Origin of the sequence: Sphingopyxis sp. P8, assembly GCF_020622175.1 — a bacterium.
Taxonomy (GTDB): Bacteria; Pseudomonadota; Alphaproteobacteria; order Sphingomonadales; family Sphingomonadaceae; genus Sphingopyxis; species Sphingopyxis jiangsuensis.
Genome location: NZ_JACNMK010000002.1, coordinates 1,182,047 through 1,204,060, shown reverse-complemented (window position 1 = coordinate 1,204,060; position 22,014 = coordinate 1,182,047). Strand labels below are relative to the sequence as shown.

The 22,014-nt window shown below is 65.4% G+C and carries 27 protein-coding genes; 8 read left to right on the top strand and 19 right to left on the bottom strand.

Annotated features, from left to right (window positions below; all coding sequences use genetic code 11):
• The first annotated feature begins 92 nt into the window (after positions 1 to 92).
• Positions 93 to 998, top strand: a complete 906-nt coding sequence (locus H7692_RS14195; RefSeq protein ID WP_222137207.1) for a hydrogen peroxide-inducible genes activator — start codon at positions 93 to 95, stop codon at positions 996 to 998.
• Between the two features lie 234 nt (positions 999 to 1,232).
• Here H7692_RS14195 and H7692_RS14190 read toward each other — a convergent pair whose 3' ends face one another.
• Genes H7692_RS14190 through pgsA form a run of 3 tightly spaced genes read right to left on the bottom strand, consistent with a single transcriptional unit; the run spans position 1,233 to position 2,510 of the window.
• On the bottom strand, positions 1,233 to 1,685 hold the full coding sequence (locus H7692_RS14190; protein WP_201927626.1) for a molybdenum cofactor biosynthesis protein MoaE: 453 nt from the start codon (positions 1,683 to 1,685) through the stop codon (positions 1,233 to 1,235).
• Positions 1,682 to 1,933, bottom strand: coding sequence for a MoaD/ThiS family protein (locus H7692_RS14185; protein ID WP_201927627.1), 252 nt, complete (start codon positions 1,931 to 1,933; stop codon positions 1,682 to 1,684). The genes H7692_RS14190 and H7692_RS14185 overlap by 4 nt, the downstream gene beginning before the upstream one ends.
• A 4-nt stretch (positions 1,934 to 1,937) precedes the next feature.
• Entirely contained in the window at positions 1,938 to 2,510 is a 573-nt protein-coding gene (gene pgsA, locus H7692_RS14180) for a CDP-diacylglycerol--glycerol-3-phosphate 3-phosphatidyltransferase (RefSeq protein WP_222137206.1), read from the bottom strand.
• 113 nt (positions 2,511 to 2,623) lie between these two features.
• Between pgsA and H7692_RS14175 the strand changes: the two genes are divergently transcribed.
• Complete coding sequence (locus H7692_RS14175) at positions 2,624 to 3,919, top strand: MFS transporter (protein WP_222137205.1); 1,296 nt, start codon at positions 2,624 to 2,626, stop codon at positions 3,917 to 3,919.
• Between the two features lie 25 nt (positions 3,920 to 3,944).
• Here the strand turns inward: H7692_RS14175 and H7692_RS14170 are convergent, their stop codons facing one another.
• From H7692_RS14170 to H7692_RS14135, 8 genes are read right to left on the bottom strand one after another with little or no spacing between them, the layout of a single operon-like run.
• Positions 3,945 to 4,655, bottom strand: a complete 711-nt coding sequence (locus H7692_RS14170) for a head GIN domain-containing protein (RefSeq protein WP_201927630.1) — start codon at positions 4,653 to 4,655, stop codon at positions 3,945 to 3,947.
• 43 nt (positions 4,656 to 4,698) lie between these two features.
• On the bottom strand, positions 4,699 to 5,454 hold the full coding sequence (locus tag H7692_RS14165; protein WP_227340402.1) for a head GIN domain-containing protein: 756 nt from the start codon (positions 5,452 to 5,454) through the stop codon (positions 4,699 to 4,701).
• A 58-nt stretch (positions 5,455 to 5,512) separates the two neighbouring features.
• The gene (locus H7692_RS14160; RefSeq protein WP_227340401.1) at positions 5,513 to 6,154 is read right to left on the bottom strand and encodes an NrsF family protein; all 642 of its coding nucleotides are present in this window, start codon (positions 6,152 to 6,154) and stop codon (positions 5,513 to 5,515) included.
• Between the two features lie 2 nt (positions 6,155 to 6,156).
• Positions 6,157 to 6,678: a sigma-70 family RNA polymerase sigma factor gene (locus tag H7692_RS14155; RefSeq protein WP_201927634.1), complete on the bottom strand. Its 522-nt coding sequence runs from the start codon at positions 6,676 to 6,678 to the stop codon at positions 6,157 to 6,159.
• Complete coding sequence (locus H7692_RS14150) at positions 6,675 to 7,133, bottom strand: DoxX family protein (protein WP_227340400.1); 459 nt, start codon at positions 7,131 to 7,133, stop codon at positions 6,675 to 6,677. Before H7692_RS14150 ends, H7692_RS14155 begins: the two co-directional genes overlap by 4 nt.
• Positions 7,134 to 7,136: 3 nt before the next feature.
• Positions 7,137 to 7,835, bottom strand: coding sequence for a putative DNA-binding domain-containing protein (locus H7692_RS14145; RefSeq protein WP_227340399.1), 699 nt, complete (start codon positions 7,833 to 7,835; stop codon positions 7,137 to 7,139).
• Entirely contained in the window at positions 7,828 to 8,694 is an 867-nt protein-coding gene (locus H7692_RS14140) for a DUF692 domain-containing protein (protein ID WP_227340398.1), read from the bottom strand. Before H7692_RS14140 ends, H7692_RS14145 begins: the two co-directional genes overlap by 8 nt.
• 11 nt (positions 8,695 to 8,705) lie before the next feature.
• The gene (locus H7692_RS14135; protein WP_201927639.1) at positions 8,706 to 9,002 is read right to left on the bottom strand and encodes a DUF2282 domain-containing protein; all 297 of its coding nucleotides are present in this window, start codon (positions 9,000 to 9,002) and stop codon (positions 8,706 to 8,708) included.
• Positions 9,003 to 9,158: 156 nt separating this feature from the next.
• Here H7692_RS14135 and H7692_RS14130 point away from each other — a divergent pair, with 156 nt between their 5' ends.
• From H7692_RS14130 to H7692_RS14110, 5 genes are all read left to right on the top strand, one after another.
• Positions 9,159 to 9,635: a GreA/GreB family elongation factor gene (locus tag H7692_RS14130; protein ID WP_227340481.1), complete on the top strand. Its 477-nt coding sequence runs from the start codon at positions 9,159 to 9,161 to the stop codon at positions 9,633 to 9,635.
• Complete coding sequence (locus tag H7692_RS14125; protein ID WP_222137201.1) at positions 9,632 to 9,811, top strand: hypothetical protein; 180 nt, start codon at positions 9,632 to 9,634, stop codon at positions 9,809 to 9,811. The genes H7692_RS14130 and H7692_RS14125 overlap by 4 nt, the downstream gene beginning before the upstream one ends.
• Positions 9,812 to 9,817: 6 nt before the next feature.
• Positions 9,818 to 10,996, top strand: a complete 1,179-nt coding sequence (locus tag H7692_RS14120) for an NAD(P)/FAD-dependent oxidoreductase (RefSeq protein WP_201927641.1) — start codon at positions 9,818 to 9,820, stop codon at positions 10,994 to 10,996.
• A gap of 66 nt (positions 10,997 to 11,062) precedes the next feature.
• A complete protein-coding gene (locus tag H7692_RS14115; protein ID WP_222137200.1) occupies positions 11,063 to 12,898 on the top strand; it encodes a DEAD/DEAH box helicase in 1,836 nt (611 codons plus the stop codon).
• A gap of 151 nt (positions 12,899 to 13,049) precedes the next feature.
• Positions 13,050 to 14,027 (top strand): quinone oxidoreductase family protein, encoded by a 978-nt coding sequence (locus H7692_RS14110; protein WP_227340397.1) that lies wholly within the window; start codon positions 13,050 to 13,052, stop codon positions 14,025 to 14,027.
• 49 nt (positions 14,028 to 14,076) lie between these two features.
• Here H7692_RS14110 and fghA read toward each other — a convergent pair whose 3' ends face one another.
• On the bottom strand, positions 14,077 to 14,925 hold the full coding sequence (fghA, locus tag H7692_RS14105) for an S-formylglutathione hydrolase (protein WP_227340396.1): 849 nt from the start codon (positions 14,923 to 14,925) through the stop codon (positions 14,077 to 14,079).
• Positions 14,926 to 15,006: 81 nt separating this feature from the next.
• The gene (locus H7692_RS14100) at positions 15,007 to 15,759 is read right to left on the bottom strand and encodes an SDR family NAD(P)-dependent oxidoreductase (RefSeq protein ID WP_222137197.1); all 753 of its coding nucleotides are present in this window, start codon (positions 15,757 to 15,759) and stop codon (positions 15,007 to 15,009) included.
• 123 nt (positions 15,760 to 15,882) lie between these two features.
• On the opposite strand from H7692_RS14100, the gene H7692_RS14095 reads away from it, so the two are divergent.
• Positions 15,883 to 16,791 carry a LysR family transcriptional regulator gene (locus H7692_RS14095; protein WP_227340395.1) on the top strand — a complete coding sequence of 303 codons (909 nt, stop codon included), beginning with the start codon at positions 15,883 to 15,885 and terminating at the stop codon, positions 16,789 to 16,791.
• Here the strand turns inward: H7692_RS14095 and H7692_RS14090 are convergent.
• The 6 genes from H7692_RS14090 to H7692_RS14065 form a co-directional block, all read right to left on the bottom strand.
• Positions 16,788 to 17,288: a prolyl-tRNA synthetase associated domain-containing protein gene (locus tag H7692_RS14090; RefSeq protein ID WP_227340394.1), complete on the bottom strand. Its 501-nt coding sequence runs from the start codon at positions 17,286 to 17,288 to the stop codon at positions 16,788 to 16,790. The two genes, H7692_RS14095 and H7692_RS14090, sit on opposite strands and share 4 nt — an antisense overlap.
• Positions 17,289 to 17,300: 12 nt before the next feature.
• A complete protein-coding gene (locus tag H7692_RS14085; protein ID WP_227340393.1) occupies positions 17,301 to 17,681 on the bottom strand; it encodes a VOC family protein in 381 nt (126 codons plus the stop codon).
• Positions 17,682 to 17,734: 53 nt separating this feature from the next.
• The gene (gene purU, locus H7692_RS14080; RefSeq protein ID WP_227340392.1) at positions 17,735 to 18,607 is read right to left on the bottom strand and encodes a formyltetrahydrofolate deformylase; all 873 of its coding nucleotides are present in this window, start codon (positions 18,605 to 18,607) and stop codon (positions 17,735 to 17,737) included.
• A gap of 1 nt (position 18,608) precedes the next feature.
• A complete protein-coding gene (locus tag H7692_RS14075) occupies positions 18,609 to 18,995 on the bottom strand; it encodes a VOC family protein (protein ID WP_201927656.1) in 387 nt (128 codons plus the stop codon).
• Between the two features lie 17 nt (positions 18,996 to 19,012).
• Complete coding sequence (locus tag H7692_RS14070; RefSeq protein ID WP_227340391.1) at positions 19,013 to 20,125, bottom strand: S-(hydroxymethyl)glutathione dehydrogenase/class III alcohol dehydrogenase; 1,113 nt, start codon at positions 20,123 to 20,125, stop codon at positions 19,013 to 19,015.
• A gap of 312 nt (positions 20,126 to 20,437) precedes the next feature.
• The gene (locus H7692_RS14065; RefSeq protein ID WP_222137194.1) at positions 20,438 to 21,817 is read right to left on the bottom strand and encodes an L-serine ammonia-lyase; all 1,380 of its coding nucleotides are present in this window, start codon (positions 21,815 to 21,817) and stop codon (positions 20,438 to 20,440) included.
• Positions 21,818 to 22,014 lie beyond the last annotated feature (197 nt).

The window sequence follows — 22,014 nt, the reverse complement described above, 5'->3', positions numbered from 1 at the left end:
CGGCGCGCCGCAACCGACGCCGCCATAATGGCCGCAAAATTTCAATCGTCCGGATTGTTTAAACTTTCCGCAGCGATTGCTATATTCGATTAATGCACAACTACCTGCCCTCGCTCAAGCAGATGCAATATCTCGTCGCGCTGCACGAGCATGGTCATTTCGGCCGCGCCGCCGATGCGTGCAACGTCACGCAATCGACGCTTTCGGCGGGGATTCGCGAGCTCGAAACGCTGCTCGGCCAGACGCTGGTCGAGCGCACACGCCGCGTCGTGCGCTTCACCACGCTCGGCAATGCGATCGTCGAAAAGGCGCACCGCGTTCTGCGCGAGGCGGAAGAACTGGCCGACATGGCCGCAGCCGCCGCGGCGCCGCTGGTCGGCGAACTCCGCATGAGCGTTATTCCGACCATCGCGCCCTTCCTCCTCCCCGGACTGCTCCCGCGGCTGCGCAAGGAGCGCCCATCGCTCAAGCTGTTCCTGCGCGAGGAGCCGAGCGCGCAGGCGTGCGAGTCGCTGCACCACGGCGTCGTCGACTGCGTGCTCCTCGCCCTCCCCTACGCTTGCGGCGACGTCGAGAGCGAGAAGCTGTTCGACGACGCGCTATTCGTCGCCTTTCCGGGCGAGCAGGCCGAACAACTCCCCGCCGTCGTCAGCGCCGACCAGATCGACCCCGCGCAGATGCTGATGCTCGAGGACGGGCACTGCCTCAAGGACCACGCGCTCGCCGCATGCAACCGCCCCGAACTGCGCGCCGGCGCGCGCATGATGGGGACTTCGCTCCACACGCTGGTGCAGATGGTCGACAACGGGCTCGGCATCACGATGCTGCCGCAAATGGCGATCACCGCCGGCATCCTAGACCACACCGACATCGACACGCGCCCGCTCGATTCCGACCATGACTGGCGCACCATCGCCCTCGTCTGGCGCAAGGGCAGCCCGCGCGCCGACGAATTCAAGCTGCTCGCCGATATTTTCCGCAAGCATCAGGCGAATTAGGCGGACGCCATGACGCCGTTGAGCGAGCATTGCCGAAGCGCGAGGCTGGGCCCTGCGTCGGGCCTGTAATAATGAACGTCCCGAAACGACCAAGTCGTAATCACGGTTCGTCGTCACCCCGGGCTTGACCCCGGGGGTCCATGACTTCAGCGCGGTCGTGGATCCCGGATCAAGTCCGGGATGACGGAAAGGCGAGTAGCCGTTCCCCGCCGCAAAACATCCAGTCGGACAAGGTTACCTCAACCCCTCGTCCCAACGCTCCGACCGCTTCCGGTCGCTGCCGCGCGCCTCGACCCATTCGACGCGGCCGTCGGCGAATGTCTGCCGCTTCCACAGCATCACGTCGGTCTTGAGCCGATCGATCAGAAATTCGGTCGCCGCAAGCGCCTCGGCGCGGTGCGGGCTGCTCGCGAGGACGAGCACGATCGTATCGCCCACCGCCATCGCGCCGACGCGGTGGATCACCGTCAACGCCGAAAGCTTCCAGCGGTCCGTCGCCGAATGCGCCAGCTCGGCAAGCCCCTTTTCGGTCAGCACCGGATGATGGTCGAGGAACAGTTCGACAAGATCGTCCTCGCCGCGCACCCGCCCGACGAAACTCGCGCTTGCGCCATGTCCGCCGCCATCGTGGATGTCGAGCTCGGCGGGGACGTCGATCGGTCCCGACTGGACGGCGACGCGGATCATCCGCCCGTCACCGGCGGGAAGAGCGCAACCTCCTCAGCCGAGCCGATCGCCGCATCGGGACCGCCCATCACGCCATCGACCGCGGCGCGAACGCGCGCGGGGTCGGCAAAGGCATGCGCGCCCCGCGCATCGCGCGCCGCCAGCCAACCGACGAGCGCCGCCACATTCGCGATATTCGCGGGCAGATCGACGCTTTCGTCGGCGATGCCCATTCGCTCGCGCACCCAGGCAAAATAAGCAATTCGCATGCAATCAATCCATATGCTTCAGGCCGACGCGGAGATAATCCCACCCCGTTATGAGAGTCAGCACCGCGGCGCCCCATAGCGATGCGAGCCCGACCGTCTTGATCCACGCCATCGCGGGCAATGCCCCGGCAAGGATCAGCGCGCCAAAGGCAACGAGCTGGAAGGTCGTCTTCCATTTGGCGAGCTGCGTCACCGGCATCGACACCTGCAAGGTTGCGAGGAATTCGCGCAGCCCCGACACGATAATCTCGCGCAGCAGGATGACCAGTGCGGCGATGACATGATAGCCGTCGATATCGCGCGTGAACACCAGCAGCAGGATGACCGCCGCAATCATGATCTTGTCCGCGATGGGGTCGAGGAAGGCGCCGAGCCGCGACACGGTGCCGCGCGAGCGCGCAACATAACCGTCAAAATAATCGGTAATGCCCATCAGGCAATAAAGCCCAAAGGCGAGCGCATAATCGATCGCCAGCGGCTGGTGCGACCCGACCCGGACGCCGGGCCAAAGGAGGAATAAGAGGATCGGAACCGCAAGGATACGCGAAAGGGTCAGGATATTGGGAAGACTCAGCATGACCCCTGTTCCGACACAGCGCTCGCAAGACCCAAAATGGGCTTTGACCCCTTCATCCCTAACCGATAAGCCCCCCGGGCCACAACTAGGATGCTGAAAAGAATGGACCCTGCATGACCGGCTCCTTTTCGTTGCTGAAGCAACGCCGGTTCCTCCCGCTGTTCGTCACCCAGCTTCTCGGCGCGTTCAACGACAATCTGTTCAAGAATGCGATGGTGCTGTTCGTCGTTTACGGCGTGTTCAACGACGAAGCGTCCGAAACATTGTTCAGCGCGGTGGCGACGGGCGTGTTCATCCTGCCCTTCTTCCTGCTCTCTGCGCTGGCCGGGCAGCTTGCCGACACGCGCGACAAGGCGCGCATCATACGCATCGTCAAGTTCTGCGAGATATTGATCATGCTCGTCGGGGGCGCGGGCCTCTTCCTCGCGTGGATGGGCTTTGCGGTTCACCTGATCGCCATTCCGCTGATGATGCTCGCGCTGTTTGCGATGGGCGTCCACTCGACCTTCTTCGGGCCGATCAAATATGCGATCCTGCCGCAGCACCTTGAAAAGGACGAGGTGCTAGCCGGCACCGGCCTCGTCGAGGCGGGGACATATATTGCGATCCTGGCGGGAACGATCCTTGCCGGCATCATCGACGTCGAATGGGCCGCGCTTGGCGTCGTCCTGGTCGCCGCGATTGGATATTGGACCGGGCGCAAGGTGCCCCCTGCCCCGCCCGAGCATGAAGAACGCGGGATCGATTGGCACATCATCCGCTCGTCGATCACGCTGGTCAGCGCGACCCTGCACATCCCTCGTCTGTTCCTCGCGATCCTCTCGATCAGCTTTTTCTGGACCATCGGCGCGGTGCTGTTCATCCAGTTCCCGCCGCTCGTCAAAAATATCCTCCACGCCGACAAGAGCGTCGCCAGCCTGTTCCTCGCCATTTTCTCGATCGGCATCGCGATCGGCTCGGTCGCGGTGAACCGCCTGCTCAAGGGGCAGGTGTCGGCGCGCTACAGCCCCGCGAGCGTCATCGTGATGGGGGTCTTTGTCGTCGCCTTTTATTGGGTTTGCCGCAATTGGGAGCATGACCCCTCAGGCGCAATGTACGGTATCGGCGGCTTCCTCGGGCACGCCGACGTCATTCCGCTGCTCGCCGCGCTGCTCGGCATTGCGATCAGCGGCGGCATGTTCGTCGTCCCGCTCTATGCCTTTCTCACCACCACCGTGCCCAAGGACCAGACGGCGCGCACCGTTGCGGCGAACAATATCGTCAATTCGGGCGCAATGGTCGTCGGATCGCTGCTCGCGCTCGGCCTGAGCATGATCGGCGTCGGCGTCGTCGACCAGTTGTTGATGAGCGCGGTGATGTGCCTGATTTCGGCGTGGCTGGCGGTGAAACTCCACCGCGCCTGCGATTGACGGGGGGCTTCGGCTCCTGCCGGGCCTATTTCGTCGTCCCGCAAGTCACGGTCCCGCTCCCCAGCGCGCGCACGGTGCAGGTCGGGCGGCCATAGACGATCGTCTTCCCTACGCCGCGCGACGTGATTGTGGCGCTTTTGACCGCGCGCATCACATGATCGCCCGCGCCCTCGCTGTCGCTCACCAGTTCGTCGATGGTCAAGCCACCGGCATCGACCATTCCCGCGCCCGATAACGTCATCTGCGCCTGCTTCGCCTTACCGTTCAGCGTGATGCTGCCATTGCCGATCATCGCAACCTGCAGCCGGTCGGTCGCGATGTCCTCAACGACCAGTCGTCCCGGCCCGCGCAGCCCGATCGACACGCGCGTCCCTTTGAGCCGATCGATCGTCAGCGAACCCGCGCCCGCGAGCGTCGCCGAGCGGAGGTTTGCGGCGTTGATTCGGATGACCACTGCGCCGTGCGGCGCCCTGCGCTCCTCGTCGCCTGCAAATTTGCGCTGGCCGATGATAAGGCGTCCGTCGCGCGTTTCGAGCTCCAACCGGTCGAGCGACGCTTGTGGCCCCGTCGCGACGGCGCTCACCGGCGCACGATCGACAACCTCGACCTCGACGTCGGCGTTGATTTCGATCGCCTCGAAACTTGTGAGGCCATAGCGCTTTTCGGCGGCCGCCGCGGGGACGGACAGGACAAGGGCGACAGCCGCAGTCGCGGCCCAGTGCATCGCAGGGTTCATCCTGCGGTCCTATCGCCTTTGCGGCGCGCGCGCCACCACTCGCTCAGCGGCAGCGCACCTCGCCCGAGCCCAGCGTCCGCGACGAACATTTCGCCCCGCCGGCGATCGACGCGTCGCCCGATCCCATGATCGACACGCTGGCCGTTTCGGTCGCGCGCGCGTCGACATCGCCCGATCCGGCGATCGAAATGTCGAGCGACCGGGCGGCGAGCCCCTCGGCCTCGATATTGCCCGATCCGGTAACGCGATATTCGCCGCTGTCGACGGTTCCGCTGTCGACGTCGATGTCGCCCGATCCCGAAATCGCCATCGACACGCTTTTCGCGGTCAGCCTGGCGACTTTCAGATCGCCCGACCCGGTGACGACCGCCTCGACGGCATCGCCCTCCATCGCGTCGGCCTCGACCTCGCCCGATCCCGTCAGGCGCACGGCGGTGAGTCGCGGTATGGTGACCGCAATCTTCACGCCGACATGATTGCGGCCGCCGAAAAGCGAGTCATTCTTGCGGCGCCCGATCGACAACCGGTCACCATCGCGCTCGATCTCCAGCTCGTCGATTTCAGCCTGCGGCCCGCTGGCGCTGACCGAAAAGCCCTCACCCATCGTGATCCGAACATCGTCGGGTCCGGTCACGCTGACTGCGCTGAAGTCTGACAGTGCATAGTCGCGCGTCGTTTGCGGCCCCGAATCGGTCGCGCCCGATTCGCCGGTCCTTCCCCGCTCGGATTCCTTCGCGGTACAGCCGGAAACCATCAGGCCCAGTGCCAGCGGCAGGGCGGCCAAGGTCAATCTGCGCATCAACAATCTCCTACGTGTATTGCATGGCTAACACACGTAGGAAGGCGATGTCCAGTTGTTACCAGCGCAGCAGCGGCGGCAGGATGATGCGCCCGGCAACAGCAGCGCCCGCGACGGCCAGGCCGTGCCACAGAGAGATGTGCATCAGATTGTCGATCGGACAATGCAACGCGACGATCGTCGCCCCTGCGGAGCCCGCCGCGATGCCGACGACCCAGCCCGCTCGCGTGGGCGAAGTCGGCGCGCCGCCTTTCAGCCAAGCAAACAACGCGGCACCAACGCCGATACCCGCGACCAGACCTTGAATCGTGCAGCGGAGCCCTTCTCCCCGATGGATCGCCTCGGTCGCAGCGTGGCTATCGCCAAGGCCCGCCAGAACAGCAGCGAGCGGCAGCGAAAGCGCCGCAAGCCCTGCCCAGCGCCAACCGCTATAATCGCGACCAACACCGGGCAGCCCCATGCGCACAGCGCTCCATGTCGCCGCAATGCCCGCCGACGCGATCAGCCAAAAGGAAAGGAGCGACAGCGGCGGCATGCTGGCAATGTCGCTCCGCATACCAAGCAGCCACAATAAAGCCGCAGCGCCCACCGCCCAGCCCGATGCCGCCCAGATCGAGCCGCGCAGAACGCGACGCGGGCGGACCGGTTCCAGTTCACCGGCAAGGCCGTCGATCAGGTCTTCGATCGATGCGTGCTTCATTGTCATTCGCTTTCAATCATGAGCGCGAGCTTCTTGAGTCCGCGGTGGATATTCACTTTTACGAGCGACTCGCTCTGGCCGCAGATGCGCGACGCCTCGGCAATCGAGGCGCCTTCGATCTTGACCAGCGTGATGGCCTGCGCCTGCCCCGGCGGCAAGAACTGGAGCAGTCGGTCGATGCTGAGGCGGGCGTGCACCGCCTCGTCCTCGGCGCCGACCGCTGCGTCATTGTCGCCGAGTTCGGCTACGTCGCGCTGGCGGCGGAGCATATCGATCCAGCGATAGCGTGCGATCGCCGCGAGCCACGGCAGGAACGGGCGGCTGCTGTCCCAGGTCGCAAGCTTGCGGTGCATCGACACGAGCGTTTCCTGCACCAGATCGTCGACATGATGCGGGGCGATCCGGCGCGCGTAATAGCGTTCGAGCCAGCGACGGCAATCGGCAAGCAGCGATCGATAGGCCGCACGATCCCCCCGCTGCGATGCCGCCATCAGGCGCGCGAGCGAAGGTTCGTCGATGCTCATTTCGCGCGCAGTCTAGCACCGAGCGCGTCGAGCGAGAACAGCCCGCCGCCGCGCACGATCAGGATCGCCGCCATCGCCGCCCACAGCGAATGGACCGGCCACCACGCATCGGGAAAAACGAATATCTGGATGACGAGCGTCATCACGAGCAGCGCCCCCGCCGAGATGCGCGTTGCAAAGCCGGAAAGCAGCAGGATCGGAAAGAAATGCTCGGCAAAGGTCGTCAGCGGGACGGCAATCGCCGGATCGAGCGGCAGGCCCGAAAATTCATTCTCGAAAATGTCATAGGTGATCGGGTTGATTTCGAAGAAACTGCCTTCGACGACCTTGGTCTGGCCCGAGCGCCAGAAAACGCCGGCGAGCGCGAGGCGCAACAGAAAGAGCGCAAACCCCTCGACCACGCGGCTCGACGCCAGCGCGACACCGCGGTCGTATAATGTCAGGATGCTGTTCATGCCCTAAACCTTTTCAAATGCCCCTGCGTCGATAAGCGCCGCAATCGCAGCGCCGCCGTCAGGATGCGCTTCGTCGAGACTGGCGATCAGGTTACCGAGCGGCAAAATTTCTTCGGCGTCGGCCAGCACGGCGGCGACCGAAGCATCGATTGCAACGATCCGGACGTCGGCGCCCGGCCGGACGAACAGCAAGGTGCGCGCTTCCGGCGGCAAGGCGGGATCGAGCAGCGGCGCAATATTGCTGTCCAACGCCAGGCAGCGGGCCGCCGGGTGGCGCCGCGTCGGGCGGTCGAGCAGCGTCGCTTCGTCGAGTCCGGCAAGATCGGCCAATTGCAGCGCGGGCGCCTCGGCGGCGTGATAGCTCTGCAGCCACAGCCATTCGGCACGCGCAAGATCGGCGGCGTCGCGGTTCGTCAGTCGTTCGGCAAAGCCATCGCCGATGTCGGTCAGCGACCGCCCGATCGCGCCGCCGTCTTCGACGAACAGCCGCGACAGGCGGTTGAACTCGGCGTCGCCCAGCAATTCGCGCGTGCGCGGGAAACTCTCCTCCAGCGCGACGAGCCGCGCATGAAAGATCGTTGTCGCATGGACGCGCAAGCCGCGCAGGACCGCCGCCTCATCCCCCGCGAACAAACCATCCGGCAGATGGTCGGGGCCGTGCAGCAGCGTCGCCGCAATCGCCGCCTGATCGCGGTCAAGCATCGAGCGCCTCGCGGGCCAGCACCCTGTCGGCGGCGCGCGCCTCGGCCATCAGCACGGAAAATTCGGGGACATCGGTATCCCACTCGACGAGCACCGGCTTCGGCCCCGCGCGCGCAATGAAGCGCTCGAGCAACGCCCAGCAGCTCGGCCGCACCGCCGAACCATGATCGTCGATCGCGATTCTGCCGCCCATATCGTCGTCCTTGACGGCGTGACCCGCGACATGGATTTCGCCGACGAACGCGGGATCGAAGGCATCGAGCCACGACACGGGGTCGAGCCCGAGGTTGAATGCCGACACCTCAATATTGTTGATGTCGAGGAGAAGGCCGCAACCGCTGCGGCGGCACAGCTCGTGCAGGAAATCGACCTCGCTCCAATCGCTTTCGGCATAGGCCAGGTAGCGCGAAGGGTTTTCGACCAGCATCGTTCGCCCCAGCCGGTCCTGCACTCGGCCGACCTCGCGCGCGAAATGGTCGAGCGCGGCGTGGGTATAGGGGATGGGGAGCAGGTCGGGAAACTTGTCCTCCGGTCCGTTGCTCCAGCTCAGATGGTCGGACACCATCGCGGGCGCGTATCGCGCGCACAGCGCCGCGAGCGCTTCGAGTTCGTCCGGGTCGGTGCCTGCCGCAGATCCCAACGACAGCCCGACCGAATGAAAACTCAGCGGCAGATGCGCGGCAATCGCCGTCAACCAGCGATGCGGAGGCCCGCCTGCGCCGAAATAATTTTGGGGGTGAATTTCGGCCCAGGCGGGCGCGTCGCCCCGCTCGACCGCGGCCAGCACATCGGGATAGTGCCGGGGTTTCAGCCCTATGCCGGAACGCAGGGGCAGCGCGGGGGAACGGAACGACGACAAGCGTTGCGGCCTTACTTGGCCTTTTGCGGCACCGGCTTGGCGTTGCCCTTGTGCGCGGTCAGCGTACCGCCCATCTTCGTGCACTCGCCCTTCTTCACATATTTCCAGGCGTTGCCCTGATAGTCGACGGTCGAGGTGCCGGCGCAGCTCGTGCCCGGACCCGCGGCGCAGTCATTCTTGCCCTTCAGCGACACGCCATAGCATTTTTCCTTGGCGCCATCGGCGGCGGCGGCCGGAACGGTGGCAGCGCCTGCGGCCATCGCAAGAACGGCCGAAGCGGCGAGCGACAGTTTGAGTGTGTTGGTCATAGCGAATACTCCCTTGAATGATGGATGATGCGAGGGATGGCATCGCCTTCCGGTTCGTGGCTGCGGGGGCAATGGTTACACCGCCCGGATGTGCGCCATCTTGTCGCCACCTTCGCGGAGCAAAGCGTTTATTCTTCCGGAATCTGGATGACAGAGATGAGCGTAGCGTTTCGCCGCGAGAGCGACGACGAACATAAAGAGCCCGAATTTGAGCTTCCGATCCCGCTCGGAGCGAACCTCGTTACGCCGCGCGGGTTACGCCTGCTCCGCGACGAAGTCGCGCGGCTCGAGGCTGCGGTGGCCGCCGAATCCGACGAAGCGGCGCGCAAGAAGCTGCAGCGCCAGCTACGCTATTTCGGCACGCGAAAATCGACCGCCGATGTACAGCCGCCGCCGGCCGACGGCATGGTCGGGGTCGGCAGCTGCGTGCACTATCGGCTGCATGGCGTGGAAAAGAAGATCACCATCGTCGGACATGACGAGGCCGATCCGGCCGCCGGTCTGATCGCCTTTTCCGCGCCAATCGGTCGCGCGCTGATGGGCGCGGAAGTCGGGGAGATGGTCGCCTTCCAGGGCGTTGATGACGCAATCATGGTGCTCGCCGCGACGTCGGACACAAAGGTGCAGGCATGAAAGACCGGTTCGAACGTCACAAGCAGCCGTGGACCGCATCGGAGATCGACAAGCTGCACACGCTCGCCAAAAAAGGCATGGCGCTCAAGGCGATCGCCAAGGCGCTGACGCGCAGCGAAGAATCGGTGAAGACGCGCGCCAAGGCCGACGGCCTCTCGATCGCCAAGCTGCACTGATCCGCGATGCCCGCCACCGAATTTGACGCCATCGTGCTGGGCGCCGGCGCGGCCGGGATGATGTGCGCCGCGGTCGCCGGGCAGCGCGGGCGGCGCGTGCTGCTGCTCGATCATGCCGACCAGGTGGGGAAGAAGATCCTGATCTCGGGCGGCGGGCGCTGCAACTTTACCAATATCCACACCGCACCCGACCGCTTCCTGTCGGCCAACCCGCATTTCGCCAAATCGGCGCTCGCGCGTTACACCCCCGCCGATTTCATCGCGCTCGTCGAAAGATATGGCATCGCCTATCACGAGAAGACGCTGGGCCAGCTTTTCTGCGACGGGTCGGCCAAACAGATCGTCGCGATGTTGCTCGACGAATGCGCCAAAGGGGGCGTCGACGTCCGCTGCGGACAGCCCGTCGGCGCGGTGGAACATGGCGACGGACGATTCCGTGTGCGCTTTGGCAGCGCCGACTTTGCCGCACCCAATCTCGTCATCGCGACCGGCGGCCCGTCGATTCCGAAAATGGGCGCGAGCGGATTTGCCTATGACCTCGCGCGTCAGTTCGGACTGAAAGTCGTTGAGCCGCGTCCCGCGCTCGTACCGCTGACGCTCGGCGGCGACGATGTGCTGTTCCGCGAATTGTCGGGCGTCGCCACCCCGGTCGAGGCGCGAGCAGGCAAGGCAGCGTTTCGCGAGGCGGCGCTCTTCACGCACAAGGGGTTGTCGGGCCCAGCGATCCTCCAGATCAGCAGCTATTGGCGCCACGGCGAGCCGCTTGCGATCGATTTCCAGCCCGACGCGGCACCCGGCTGGTTGCTCGCAGCCAAACGCGATCGCCCGCGCGCGACCCTTCGCGCTGCCTTGGGCGCGATACTGCCCGACCGTTTGGCCGAGACTTTGGCCGACCGGATCGCACTGCCGGGCGAACTTGCCGCACAGACAGACCGCAACCTCGCCGATGCCGAAGCGCGCCTTCGGCGTTGGAGCTTTCGCCCCAACGGCACCGAAGGCTTTGCGAAAGCCGAGGTAACCGCGGGCGGCATTTCGACCGCCGGCCTGTCGTCGCAAACAATGATGGCCAAAAGCGTCGCAAACCTCTATGCGGTCGGCGAGGCCGTAGATGTCACAGGGTGGTTAGGCGGCTATAATTTTCAATGGGCATGGGCCAGCGGTGTTGCCGCCGGCAAGGTGATTTGAGCCCATTGAGCCCCTTTCACGTCGGCTCGTCATCGCACCGGTGACCGCCTTTCTATTGAGAATATAATGTCTTTTGAAAATCTTCCCCCCGTCCTCGCGGACGCCCTCAGCGCGCGCGGATATAGCGAGTTCACCCCCGTGCAGACGGCCGTGCTCGAACCCGAAGCACAGGACCGCGACCTGCTGGTCTCCGCCCAGACCGGGTCGGGCAAGACCGTTGCCTTCGGCCTTGCGATGGCCGGCCAGCTTGTCGAAGGCGAACGCCTGCCCTTCGCGACCTCGCCGCTCGCGTTGATCGTCGCTCCGACGCGCGAACTTGCGCTTCAGGTCAGCCGCGAACTCGGCTGGCTCTATGCCAAGGCCGGCGCGCGAATCGCCACTTGCGTCGGCGGCATGGACGCGAGCAAGGAACGCCGCGCCCTGAACCAGGGAGTGCAGATCGTCGTCGGGACGCCGGGACGCTTGCGCGACCACCTCGAACGCGGGGCGCTCGACTTGTCGGCACTGCGCGTCGCGGTGCTCGACGAAGCCGACGAAATGCTCGACATGGGGTTTCGCGACGATCTTGAGGAAATTCTCGACGCCACGCCCGAAACGCGCCGCACCCTCTTGTTCTCGGCAACGATTCCGAAGCCGATCGTTCAGCTCGCGAAGCGTTACCAGCAGAACGCGCTGCGCATCTCGACCGTCGGCGAGGATCGCGGCCACGGCGACATCGCCTATCAGGCGGTCACCGTTGCCCCCGCCGATATCGAAGGCGCGGTGATCAACCTGCTGCGCCTGCACGACGCCGAAACCGCGATGCTGTTCTGTGCAACCCGCGACAATGTCCGGCGCCTGCATGCCAGCCTTGTCGAACGTGGCTTTGCTGCGGTCGCGCTGTCGGGCGAGCATAGCCAGAACGAACGCAATTCGGCATTGCAGGCGCTGCGCGATCGCCGTGCGAAGGTCTGCGTCGCAACCGACGTCGCGGCGCGCGGGATCGATCTGCCGACCCTCAGCCTTGTCATCCATGTCGAAATTCCGCGCGATGCCGAGGCGCTCCAGCATCGTTCGGGCCGCACCGGGCGCGCAGGCAAGAAGGGCACGGCGGTCATCATCGTCCCCTATCCGCGCCGCCGACGCGTCGACGGCATGCTGCGCGGCGCGCGCATCCAGGCCGAATGGATGGACGCTCCCACGGCCGCCGACGTGCGCAAGCGCGATCAGGAGCGGTTGATCGAAAAATTGCTGGCCCCCGTCGAGCACGAGCCCGAGGATATCGAACTCGCGCAGCGGCTGATGGCCGAGCGTACGCCCGAGGACATCGCCGCGAGCCTCGTGCGCGCGCACCGTGCGCTGATGCCCCCGCCCGAGGATCTGATCGACACCGGTCCGCGCGGCCGCGACGGCGCCGGCCGTCCCGAACGCGGCGAGCGGTTCGAGCGCCCCGAACGCGGCAGCGCCGACCGCCGCGAAGGGTTCGAGGACAGCGTCTGGTTCAAGCTCAACATCGGACGCCACCAGAATGCCGACCCGCGCTGGATCCTGCCCTTGCTGTGCCGCCGCGGCCATGTGACCAAGGGAGAGATCGGCGCGATCCGCATCGGCCCCAAGGAAACGATGTTCAACATTCCCCGGGCGATCGCCGATCGCTTCGCCGAGGCGGTGCAGCGCAGCGCCAATGCCGATGGCGAGGACGACAGCGGCGTTTCGATCATGCCCGCACCCGACGGTCCGACCTATCCGCCGCGTCGCGACAAAGCCCCGCGCGGGCGTGCACAGCGCCCGACACTGGGTCGCGCGCCCGGCGGCGACCGCGACCGTGCGGGACCGCGCGGTCCGCGTGGCCCCGGCGACAATACCGACCGTTACAAGCCCAAGCCTTATGGCCAGCGCAGCCCGCGGCGCCCGGCGAAATAGACCGCAGGCCATTATCTGAAACCTCGTCATTGCGAGCGTGGCGAAGCAATTCTCGCCTTCGGTTCCTCGCAATGACGCATGGCGCGGTCGCACGACACTTGCGTTCCCCGGTTCGGCCCACCAGATGGGCCGGACAGCAGGAGCGCGCGCCATGAAAGCCATCGAAGCCTTCATAGAGACCCAGGGCGGTCCCGAAGTCATAGAGTGGCGCGAGGTGACGCTCGACAATCCCGGCCCCGGACAACTGCTCGTCCGTCAGACTGCGGTCGGGCTCAACTATATCGACATTTATCACCGCGACGGCACCTATCCGATCGACCTTCCCGGCGGGCTGGGGCTCGAGGCGGCGGGCGAGGTCGTTGCCGTCGGCGAAGGCGTCCACGGCTTCAAGCCTGGCGACCGCGTCGCGACCTTCGGCCCCGAACGCAGCGCCTATGCGAGCGCGCGGCTCGTCAAGGCGTCGTCGCTGTTCAAGCTGCCCTCGGCCATCGACGACGATATTGCCGCCGCCGCTTTGCTCAAGGCCTGCACCGTCGAGGCGCTCGTCGAGCGCTGCGCAAAGGTCGAGGCGGGCTGGCCCGTCCTCGTCCACGCCGCGGCGGGCGGCGTCGGGCTGATCCTCGTCCAGTGGCTCAAGGCGATCGGCGCGACGGTCATCGGCACCGTCAGCACCGAAGCCAAGGAACATGCGGCGCGCGAAGCGGGTGCCGACCATGTCATTCGCTACAAGCAGGACGATGTCGCGGCGCATGTCCGCGAGATCACCGATGGCCAGGGCGTGCCCGTGACCTTCGATGGCATCGGTATGGCGACTTGGGAGGTCTCGCTGAAAGCTACCGCCCGGCGCGGGCTGATCGTCAGCTATGGCAATGCAGGCGGACCGGTGACAGGCGTCAACCTGGGCATTCTCGCGCAGCATGGCTCGCAGTTCGTGACGCGGCCGACGCTGTTCGACTATTATCTCGACCCCGGCGAGCGGGCGGCGGGCGCCGCGCGCGTGTTCGAGATGATCGGCAGCGGTGCGGTGACGGTCACGATCGGGCAGCGCTATGGCCTCCAGGATGCCGCCCGCGCGCACGCCGACCTCGCGGCCGGGCGGACGACGGGTTCGACGCTGTTGCGGCCCTGACCGACAAGCTCGTGCGTGCTCCCGCAGAGACGGGAGCCTTTCATTTGTCTCAAGCCTTCAACCGCTCGGCATGCCACGCAACATGCTCGGCCATGAAGGTCGAGATGAAATAATAGCTGTGGTCGTACCCCGGCTGCATCCGGATTTCGGCTTTCTGGCCGTTCCGTTCGCACGCCGCGACGAGCAGCTCGGTCTTCAGCTGTTCGGTCAGGAAATTGTCGGCATCGCCCTGATCGACGAGCAGGTCGGGAACGCGCAGCCCGTCATCGAGCAGCGCGCAAGCGTCATAGGCGCGCCATTCCTCGCGGTCGTCGCCCAGATGATGGCCGAGCGCCTTTTCGCCCCACGGGCAGTGGAGTGGCGAGACGATCGGCGAAAAGGCCGACACCGAACGGAAACGATCCTGGTTGCGTAGCCCGATCGTCAGCGCGCCATGCCCGCCCATCGAATGGCCGCTGATCGCCTGCCGCGTCAGGTCGGCGCTCGCGAAATTGCGCAGGATCAGCGAGGGCAGTTCATCCTCGACATAGGAGCGCATCCGGTAATGCTTGGCCCACGGCTCCTCGGTTGCATCGACATAAAAGCCCGCTCCCAGCCCGAAATCCCACGCGCCCTCGGGATCGTCAGGCACGCCCTCGCCGCGCGGGCTGGTGTCAGGCGCGACAAAGATCACGCCATACTCGGCGCACGCGGCGCGATATTCGCCCTTTTCCATCACATTGGCATGGGTGCAGGTCAGCCCTGACAGATACCAGAGTACGGGCAGCTTTGCGCCGGGCTCGTGGTCGGGGACAAAGACCGCGAAGGTCATGTCGGTGCCCGTCGTCGTGCTCGCATGCTTGTACACGCCTTGCGTGCCGCCGTGGCTGCGAACGGTGGAGAGGGTTTCGAGGGTCATGGCGCCTTGTGCCGCGCACGCCCCGCACGCGCAACCCCGCCGTCCTTGCGGACAACGGGGTCGGGCGAAATTCGGTGACGATCAGATCTGGGCGAAACCGCCGTCGACGAAGAGTTCGACGCCGTTGACATAGCTTGCCGCGTCGGAGGCGAGGAAAGCCGCGACCTTGCCGATTTCGCGCGGGTCGGCGAGCCGGCCGAGCGGAACCCGGGCGGCAAACTCGCCTTCGAGCGCATTCCATTGCTCATCGGTCGAGGCGAGACCCTTGAGCCCAGGGGTGGTCGTCGCACCCGGCGCGATCACGTTAACGCGGAGCTTGCGATCGCGGAGGTCGAGAATCCAGCTGCGGGCGAAATTGCGGATCGCAGCCTTGGTCGCGCCGTAAACACTGAACGCCGGTTCCGAACGCGTCGAAGTCGTCGAGCCGGTCAGGATGATCGACGCACCATCGCGAAGCAGCGGCAGCGCCTTTTGCACGGTAAACAATGTCGCTTTGACGTTCAGGCCGAAGGTGCGGTCGAATTCCTCCTCGGTGATTTCACCGAGCGGCTGGAATGCGCCGCCGCCGGCGTTGGCGACGAGGATGTCGATCGGCGCGCCATGCTGCTGGACAACATCATAGAGATGATCGAGATCGGCGAAGCTGGTGACGTCGCCCTGAACGCCGACCGCGCCATGGCCGATCAGCTTGACGGCGGCATCGAGTTCTTCCTGACGACGCCCGGTCACGAAAACCTTCGCGCCCTGTTCGGCGAGTTCCTGCGCGATTCCGAGGCCGATGCCGCTGTTCCCACCGGTGACGACGGCGACTTTGTTGGTCAGATCATAGGTCATTGTCATTCTCCTTTTCGTGAGCGGCGAACCGTTCGCCGTCCGATAAGAAGGAGGTAAATCCGCAACGATACCTGCTGTAGGGGGATATATTGACACTTATCGTTCCATTGATAGAACGATCATATGCAGGACCTCAACGATCTGCGCTTTTTCGACGCGGTGGTGACCAATGGCGGCTTCGCACCCGCCGGACGCGCGCTGCATGTTCCCAAATCGAAGCTGAGCCGACGCATCGCGGCGCTAGAGAATCGGCTTGGCGCGCGGTTGATCGAGCGATCGTCGCGGCGTTTCCGTGTCACCGACATCGGTCTTGCCTTTCACGCGCAATGCCAGCTTGCGGTCGCCGCCGCCGATCGCGCCGAGGCGCTGGTCGAGGCGAGCCTGTCCGAACCGCGCGGCACTGTGCGCATGTCATGCCCGAGCGGTCTGGTGCCAATGATTTCCGACATGCTGCCCGAGTTTCTGACGCTCTATCCCAAGGGCAATATCGAGATACTCGCCGCCGACCGCCCCGCCGACGTCATCGCCGAGCGGATCGACGTCGCGTTGCGCGTCCGCACGCGGCTCGACACCGATGCGGCGCTGACAATGCGGACGCTCGCGCACAGCCGCCGCATATTGATCGCTAGCCCGGCGCTCGCCAACCTGGTCGGGGGCAGCGACCTCGCGGCGCTCAAGCAGATGCCGACATTAAGCTCGGCAAGCGATGGCGCGGACGTGATCTGGCGGCTCGAGCACCGCGATGGGACCATCGACAGCATCCGGCACCGCCCCCGCCTGCGCTGCGACGATTTCAGCGCCGTTCGCGCCGCCGCGCTCGCCGGGCTTGGTGTCGCGCTCCTCCCTGACCACGCCTGCGCCGTCGAGTTGCGCGCGGGCACGCTCGTCCGGGTCCTGCCCGAATGGCGGAGCGAGAACGGGATCGTCCATCTCGTCTTCACCACGCGCACCGGCTTGCCGCCACTGGTGCGGGCGTGGATCGATCACCTGGCCAAGGCGTTCCGGAATCCCGAGCTGTTCGGCGAGCGCTAGCCCGCCTGCACCGGGATCGCTGCCACTACTGGTGCATGCCCCCAATGACGAAGCAGGTCGAGGATCATTGCCCCCGCCAGCCCGAGCGTCGCTGTGTTGCGCAAGGGATGGACGTTGACCCGGTCGACGGTCGCCAGCGCCGCATCGAGCACCACAGTGATACTTCCCGGCGGGGCGTTGATCGCAGCGAGCGGGGTCACCGACCCCGGCGCGATGCCGAGCAGGCGCTGCATATCCTCGGCCTTGCCAAAGCTCACGCGCTTGCAGCCGATTGCCGCCGGCAGCGCCTTCAAATCGACGCGCGTCTCGGACGGGACGGTAACGAGCCAGAAGGCACCGCCAGCGTCCTTGAGGAACAGGTTTTTCGTGTGCGCGCCGGGGATATCGGCGTTCACCGCATCGCTTTCGGCGACGGTGAACACCGCAATATGTTCGTGCGCGGTGAAAGGGATCGCCAGCGTTTCAAGGTCGGCCAGCAAGCCCGCTTCACCGCGCATCAAGTCCCCCGCTCAAACGACGCGGTGGAGCGCGCAGAGCTTGTTCCCCGACGGGTCGCGCAAATAGGCGAGATAGAGCTGACCGAAGCCGCCCTCGCGAACGCCCGGCGGGTCCTCGATTGCCGTCCCGCCATTTTCGACGCCCGCCTTGTGCCATGCGTCGGCCTGCTCGGGACCGTCCATCGCAAAACCGATGGTGCAGCCGTTGCCGGCCGTGGCAGGCTCGCCGTCGATCGGCGCGGTCACCAGGAACAAGCCGCCGTTGTGCATGTAAACGAGGCGTCCCTTGTCATCGACGATCCCCGGCTTGCCGCCGATCGCCTGGAAGGTCGCGTCATAGAATTTCTTCGATGCTTCGAGGTCGTTCGACCCGACCATATTGTGGCTGTACATCCTTCCCACTCCTGCTGATTCGTTGCGATTAGCGACTTATCCTGAGCCTCGGTTCAGCGGAAGACAACTGTCTTGCGCCCGTCGATCAGCACGCGCTGTTCGGCGACCCAGCGCACCGCCCGCGCAAGCACCTGTGCCTCGATATCGCGGCCGGTTCGGATCAGATCGTCGATCGAGTCGCGATGGTCGACGCGCTCGACCGCCTGCTCGATAATCGGCCCCTCGTCGAGGTCGCTCGTCACGAAATGCGCGGTCGCGCCGATCAGCTTCACCCCGCGCTCATGCGCGCGGTGATAGGGTTTCGCGCCCTTGAAGCCGGGCAGAAAACTGTGGTGGATGTTGATGCAGCGCCCGGCGAGCTTTGCCGACAGATCTGCCGACAGAACCTGCATATAGCGCGCAAGCACCAGATAGTCGGCACCGCCGCGTGCCATGATGTCGAGGATCGCCTCCTCCTGCTCGGCGCGGTTTGCGTCGCTGACGGGCAGATAGTGAAAGGGCACACCATGCCATTCGGACAGCCGCCGCTGCGCCTCGTGGTTCGATACGACGCCGACAATGTCGATGGCGAGGTTGCCGGTCGACCAGCGGTGGAGCAGGTCGTTGAGGCAATGGCTGCCCTGCGACACCGCGATAACGAAACGCGGCTTGGCGCTCGCATCGCTGATCCGCGCGTCCATCTGAAAACGCTGCGTGACCGGCGCGAACGCCGCTTCGACTCCCGAAAGCGTGTCGGGAAAGCGCGGTCCGGCGCCTCGAAACTCGACGCGCATGAAGAATCGCCCCGAATCGAGGTCGGCATATTGCTGGCTGTCGAGGATGAAGCCGTCGCGCTCCGCGAGCAGTCCCGTCACCGCCGCGACGATCCCGACGGTATCGACGCAGCTGAAGGTCAGCACATAGGAAGCACCGCTGTCCGCGCCCATGTCAGCCCGAAATCTTGTGCGACGCGCACAGCTTGTTGCCGTCGGGATCGCGCAGATAGGCGAGATAGACGGTGCGCCCCTCGGTCGCGTGGCGAACGCCCGGCGGATCTTCTGCGGTGGTGCCGCCATTTTCGACCCCTGCGGCATGCCAGGCGTCGACCGCTTCGGGCGAGGCGGCGAGGAAGCCGAGCGTATGACCGTTGCCGCACGCGGCAAGCCTGCCGTCGACCGGCCGCGTGATGACGAGCCGCCCACCGGCGTGCATGTAGATGAGGCGCCCACGCTCGTCGATCCGCCCCGCGGGGATGCCGAGCGCGCCGAGGATCGCGTCATAGAAGGTCTGGCTCGCCTCGATATCGTTCGACCCGAGCGTCACATGGCTGAACATAGCTTCCTCTTTCGCAATCAATAAACGACAACGCTGCGGATGCTCTCGCCCGCGTGCATCAGGTCGAAGCCCTTGTTGATGTCTTCCAGCCCCATGACGTGGGTGATCATCGGGTCGATCTCGATCTTGCCGGTCATGTACATATCGACGATCTTCGGCACATCGGTGCGCCCCTTGGCGCCGCCGAACGCGGTGCCGCGCCAGTTGCGCCCGGTGACGAGCTGAAACGGCCGCGTCGCGATTTCCTTGCCCGCCTCGGCGACGCCGATGATGATACTGGTGCCCCAGCCGCGGTGACAGGCTTCCAATGCGATCCGCATCACTTCGGTATTGCCCGTCGCGTCGAAGGTATAATCGGCGCCGCCATCGGTCATCGTGACGATCGCCGCGACTACATCCTCGCGGCTCATGCCCTTCGAATTCAGGAAGTCGGTCATGCCGAACTTGCGGCCCCATTCCTCGCGGTCGGGGTTGATGTCGACGCCGATGATCTGGTTCGCACCCGCAAGTCGCGCACCCTGAATCACGTTGAGCCCGATGCCGCCCAGCCCGAAGACGACAACATTGTCGCCGACCTGCACCTTCGCGGTGTTGATCACCGCGCCGACGCCGGTTGTCACGCCGCAACCGATGTAGCAGCTCGTCTGGAAGGGCGCGTCCTCGCGGATTTTCGCGACCGCAATCTCGGGCAGCACCGTGAAGTTCGAAAAGGTCGAACAGCCCATATAATGATAGATCGGCTGGCCCTTGTACGAAAAGCGCGTCGTGCCGTCGGGCATCAGCCCCTTGCCCTGCGTCGCGCGGATCGCGGTGCAGAGGTTGGTCTTGCCCGACAGGCAGCTTTTGCACTGGCGGCACTCGGGGGTGTAGAGCGGGATGACATGGTCGCCGGGAACGACGCTGGTGACGCCCGCGCCGACCTCGCGCACGACGCCTGCGCCCTCATGCCCCAGCACGCTCGGAAAGATGCCCTCGCTGTCGAGACCGTCGAGCGTATAGGCATCGGTGTGGCAAATCCCTGTCGCCATGATCTCGACCAGCACCTCGCCCGCCTTCGGGCCTTCGAGGTCGAGTTCGACGATTTCGAGCGGCTTCTTCGCTTCGAATGCGACGGCGGCGCGGGTCTTCATGGGGCGGTCTCCTTCTCGGGCGCTCCAATCAGGCAAATGGGGCGGCAATGCAAGACGCTCATCGTCCTCCCTGTGGCGCAGCCATGAGGACGTGGCACCGCGAAGCGCTGACGGAGCGGCGATGGCGCAACCGTCGCCGCCCCTCCACCACGCCCTGCGGGCGCGGTCCCCCTCCCCATCGCTCCGCGACAGGGAGGATTGAGGTCGGTGCCCCTGATATCGTCACGCCGGACTTGATCCGGGGTCCATTACGGCGACGAAGTCATAGACCCCGGATCAAGTCCGGAATGACGATGGAGGAAACGGGGGCGATCAACACTCAACCACGCTGACCGCCAGCCCGCCCTTCGACGTTTCCTTATATTTGTCGCGCATATCCCGCCCCGTCTGCAGCATCGTCGCGATCACCGTGTCGAGGCTGACGACATGCGTGCCGTCGCCTATCATCGCGATGCGGCTCGCGTCGATCGCTTTGATCGCGCCCATCGCGTTGCGTTCGATGCACGGAATCTGCACCAGCCCGCCGATGGGATCGCAGGTGAGGCCGAGATTATGCTCCATGCCGATCTCGGCGGCATTCTCGACCTGCGCGTTGGTGCCGCCGAGCGCGGCGGTCAGCCCCGCCGCCGCCATCGAGCAGGCGACGCCGACCTCGCCCTGGCAGCCGACCTCGGCGCCCGAGATGCTGGCGTTGCGCTTGTAGAGCGCACCGACCGCGCCCGCGGCGAGCAGGAAGGTGCGCACGCCCTTTGCATCGCCGCGATAGCTGCGGCGGTAATAGCGGATCACCGCGGGGATGATCCCCGCCGCGCCGTTGGTCGGCGCGGTGACGACCTTGCCGCCGGCGGCGTTTTCTTCATTCACCGCCATCGCCCACAGGTTGATCCAGTCCATCATCTGCATCGGGTCGCAAAGGTTCGATTCGTGCCGTTCGCGGATGTCGGCGGCGATTTGCGGCGCGCGGCGCTTGACCTTGAGCCCGCCGGGGAGCGTCCCGGTGCTGCAGCAGCCCGCGTCGATCGATGCGTCCATCGCCGCGGCGATTTCATCGAGCCCCGCCTCGACCTCCTCGATGCTGCGATGGACAAGCTCGTTTTCGAGCATCATCTCGGCGAAGCTCTTGCCCGACGCCGCGCCCATTTCAAGCAGGTCGGCGCCCGAGGTGAAGGGATAGGGCAGATCGACTTCATCCTCGCCGCCGCGGCTGTTGCGCCCCGCCTCCTCCTCGTCGACGACGAAGCCACCGCCGATCGAGAAATACATGCGCTTCGCGAGCACTTCGCCGTCATTGTCGCGCGCGGTGAAGCTCAAGGCGTTGCTGTGAAAGGGCTGGCGCTGGCGCATCTGGAAATGCAGGTCGCGCGAGGGCTGGAAACGCACGCGCTGGCGGCCGAGCAGGTAGAGGAACCCCTCGCCTTCGGCGCGGTCCCAATGCGCCTTGATCGCGGCAAGGCTGGTCGAGGCCGGGATTTCGCCCGCAAGCCCCGCGACGACCGCGGTGTCGGCGGCGTGCCCCTTCCCCGTCAGCGCGAGCGAGCCGTACAGGTCGGCCTCGACATGCGCCGTCCGGCCGAGCAGGCCATGCTCGTCGAGCCAGAGCGCAAAACGCCGCGCCGCGACCATCGGGCCGACGGTGTGCGAGCTTGAGGGTCCGACGCCGATCTTGAAGAGTTCGAACAGGCTGATCGTCATGGCGCGCCTATAGGCGGATTACGATCGTCGGGATAGGCGGTGCGAGCCAATTTTCGTTACGGATTACAATAAAATTCCCCCCTGTCGCGAAGCGATGGGGAGGGGGACCGCCAAAGGTGGTGGAGGGGCGGCAACATCGCGCCATTGCCCCTCCGTCAGCGCTTCGCGCTGCCACCTCCCCATGCCTACGGCACAGG

Coding starts and splice junctions, on each gene's coding strand:
- H7692_RS14195 (WP_222137207.1), top strand. CDS start 93: ATGCACAACTACCTGCCCTCGCTCAAGCAGATGCAATATCTCGTCGCG.
- H7692_RS14190 (WP_201927626.1), bottom strand. CDS start 1,685: ATGATCCGCGTCGCCGTCCAGTCGGGACCGATCGACGTCCCCGCCGAG.
- H7692_RS14185 (WP_201927627.1), bottom strand. CDS start 1,933: ATGCGAATTGCTTATTTTGCCTGGGTGCGCGAGCGAATGGGCATCGCC.
- pgsA (WP_222137206.1), bottom strand. CDS start 2,510: ATGCTGAGTCTTCCCAATATCCTGACCCTTTCGCGTATCCTTGCGGTT.
- H7692_RS14175 (WP_222137205.1), top strand. CDS start 2,624: ATGACCGGCTCCTTTTCGTTGCTGAAGCAACGCCGGTTCCTCCCGCTG.
- H7692_RS14170 (WP_201927630.1), bottom strand. CDS start 4,655: ATGAACCCTGCGATGCACTGGGCCGCGACTGCGGCTGTCGCCCTTGTC.
- H7692_RS14165 (WP_227340402.1), bottom strand. CDS start 5,454: ATGCGCAGATTGACCTTGGCCGCCCTGCCGCTGGCACTGGGCCTGATG.
- H7692_RS14160 (WP_227340401.1), bottom strand. CDS start 6,154: ATGAAGCACGCATCGATCGAAGACCTGATCGACGGCCTTGCCGGTGAA.
- H7692_RS14155 (WP_201927634.1), bottom strand. CDS start 6,678: ATGAGCATCGACGAACCTTCGCTCGCGCGCCTGATGGCGGCATCGCAG.
- H7692_RS14150 (WP_227340400.1), bottom strand. CDS start 7,133: ATGAACAGCATCCTGACATTATACGACCGCGGTGTCGCGCTGGCGTCG.
- H7692_RS14145 (WP_227340399.1), bottom strand. CDS start 7,835: ATGCTTGACCGCGATCAGGCGGCGATTGCGGCGACGCTGCTGCACGGC.
- H7692_RS14135 (WP_201927639.1), bottom strand. CDS start 9,002: ATGACCAACACACTCAAACTGTCGCTCGCCGCTTCGGCCGTTCTTGCG.
- H7692_RS14130 (WP_227340481.1), top strand. CDS start 9,159: ATGAGCGTAGCGTTTCGCCGCGAGAGCGACGACGAACATAAAGAGCCC.
- H7692_RS14125 (WP_222137201.1), top strand. CDS start 9,632: ATGAAAGACCGGTTCGAACGTCACAAGCAGCCGTGGACCGCATCGGAG.
- H7692_RS14120 (WP_201927641.1), top strand. CDS start 9,818: ATGCCCGCCACCGAATTTGACGCCATCGTGCTGGGCGCCGGCGCGGCC.
- H7692_RS14115 (WP_222137200.1), top strand. CDS start 11,063: ATGTCTTTTGAAAATCTTCCCCCCGTCCTCGCGGACGCCCTCAGCGCG.
- H7692_RS14110 (WP_227340397.1), top strand. CDS start 13,050: ATGAAAGCCATCGAAGCCTTCATAGAGACCCAGGGCGGTCCCGAAGTC.
- fghA (WP_227340396.1), bottom strand. CDS start 14,925: ATGACCCTCGAAACCCTCTCCACCGTTCGCAGCCACGGCGGCACGCAA.
- H7692_RS14100 (WP_222137197.1), bottom strand. CDS start 15,759: ATGACCTATGATCTGACCAACAAAGTCGCCGTCGTCACCGGTGGGAAC.
- H7692_RS14095 (WP_227340395.1), top strand. CDS start 15,883: ATGCAGGACCTCAACGATCTGCGCTTTTTCGACGCGGTGGTGACCAAT.
- H7692_RS14090 (WP_227340394.1), bottom strand. CDS start 17,288: ATGCGCGGTGAAGCGGGCTTGCTGGCCGACCTTGAAACGCTGGCGATC.
- H7692_RS14085 (WP_227340393.1), bottom strand. CDS start 17,681: ATGTACAGCCACAATATGGTCGGGTCGAACGACCTCGAAGCATCGAAG.
- purU (WP_227340392.1), bottom strand. CDS start 18,607: ATGGGCGCGGACAGCGGTGCTTCCTATGTGCTGACCTTCAGCTGCGTC.
- H7692_RS14075 (WP_201927656.1), bottom strand. CDS start 18,995: ATGTTCAGCCATGTGACGCTCGGGTCGAACGATATCGAGGCGAGCCAG.
- H7692_RS14070 (WP_227340391.1), bottom strand. CDS start 20,125: ATGAAGACCCGCGCCGCCGTCGCATTCGAAGCGAAGAAGCCGCTCGAA.
- H7692_RS14065 (WP_222137194.1), bottom strand. CDS start 21,817: ATGACGATCAGCCTGTTCGAACTCTTCAAGATCGGCGTCGGACCCTCA.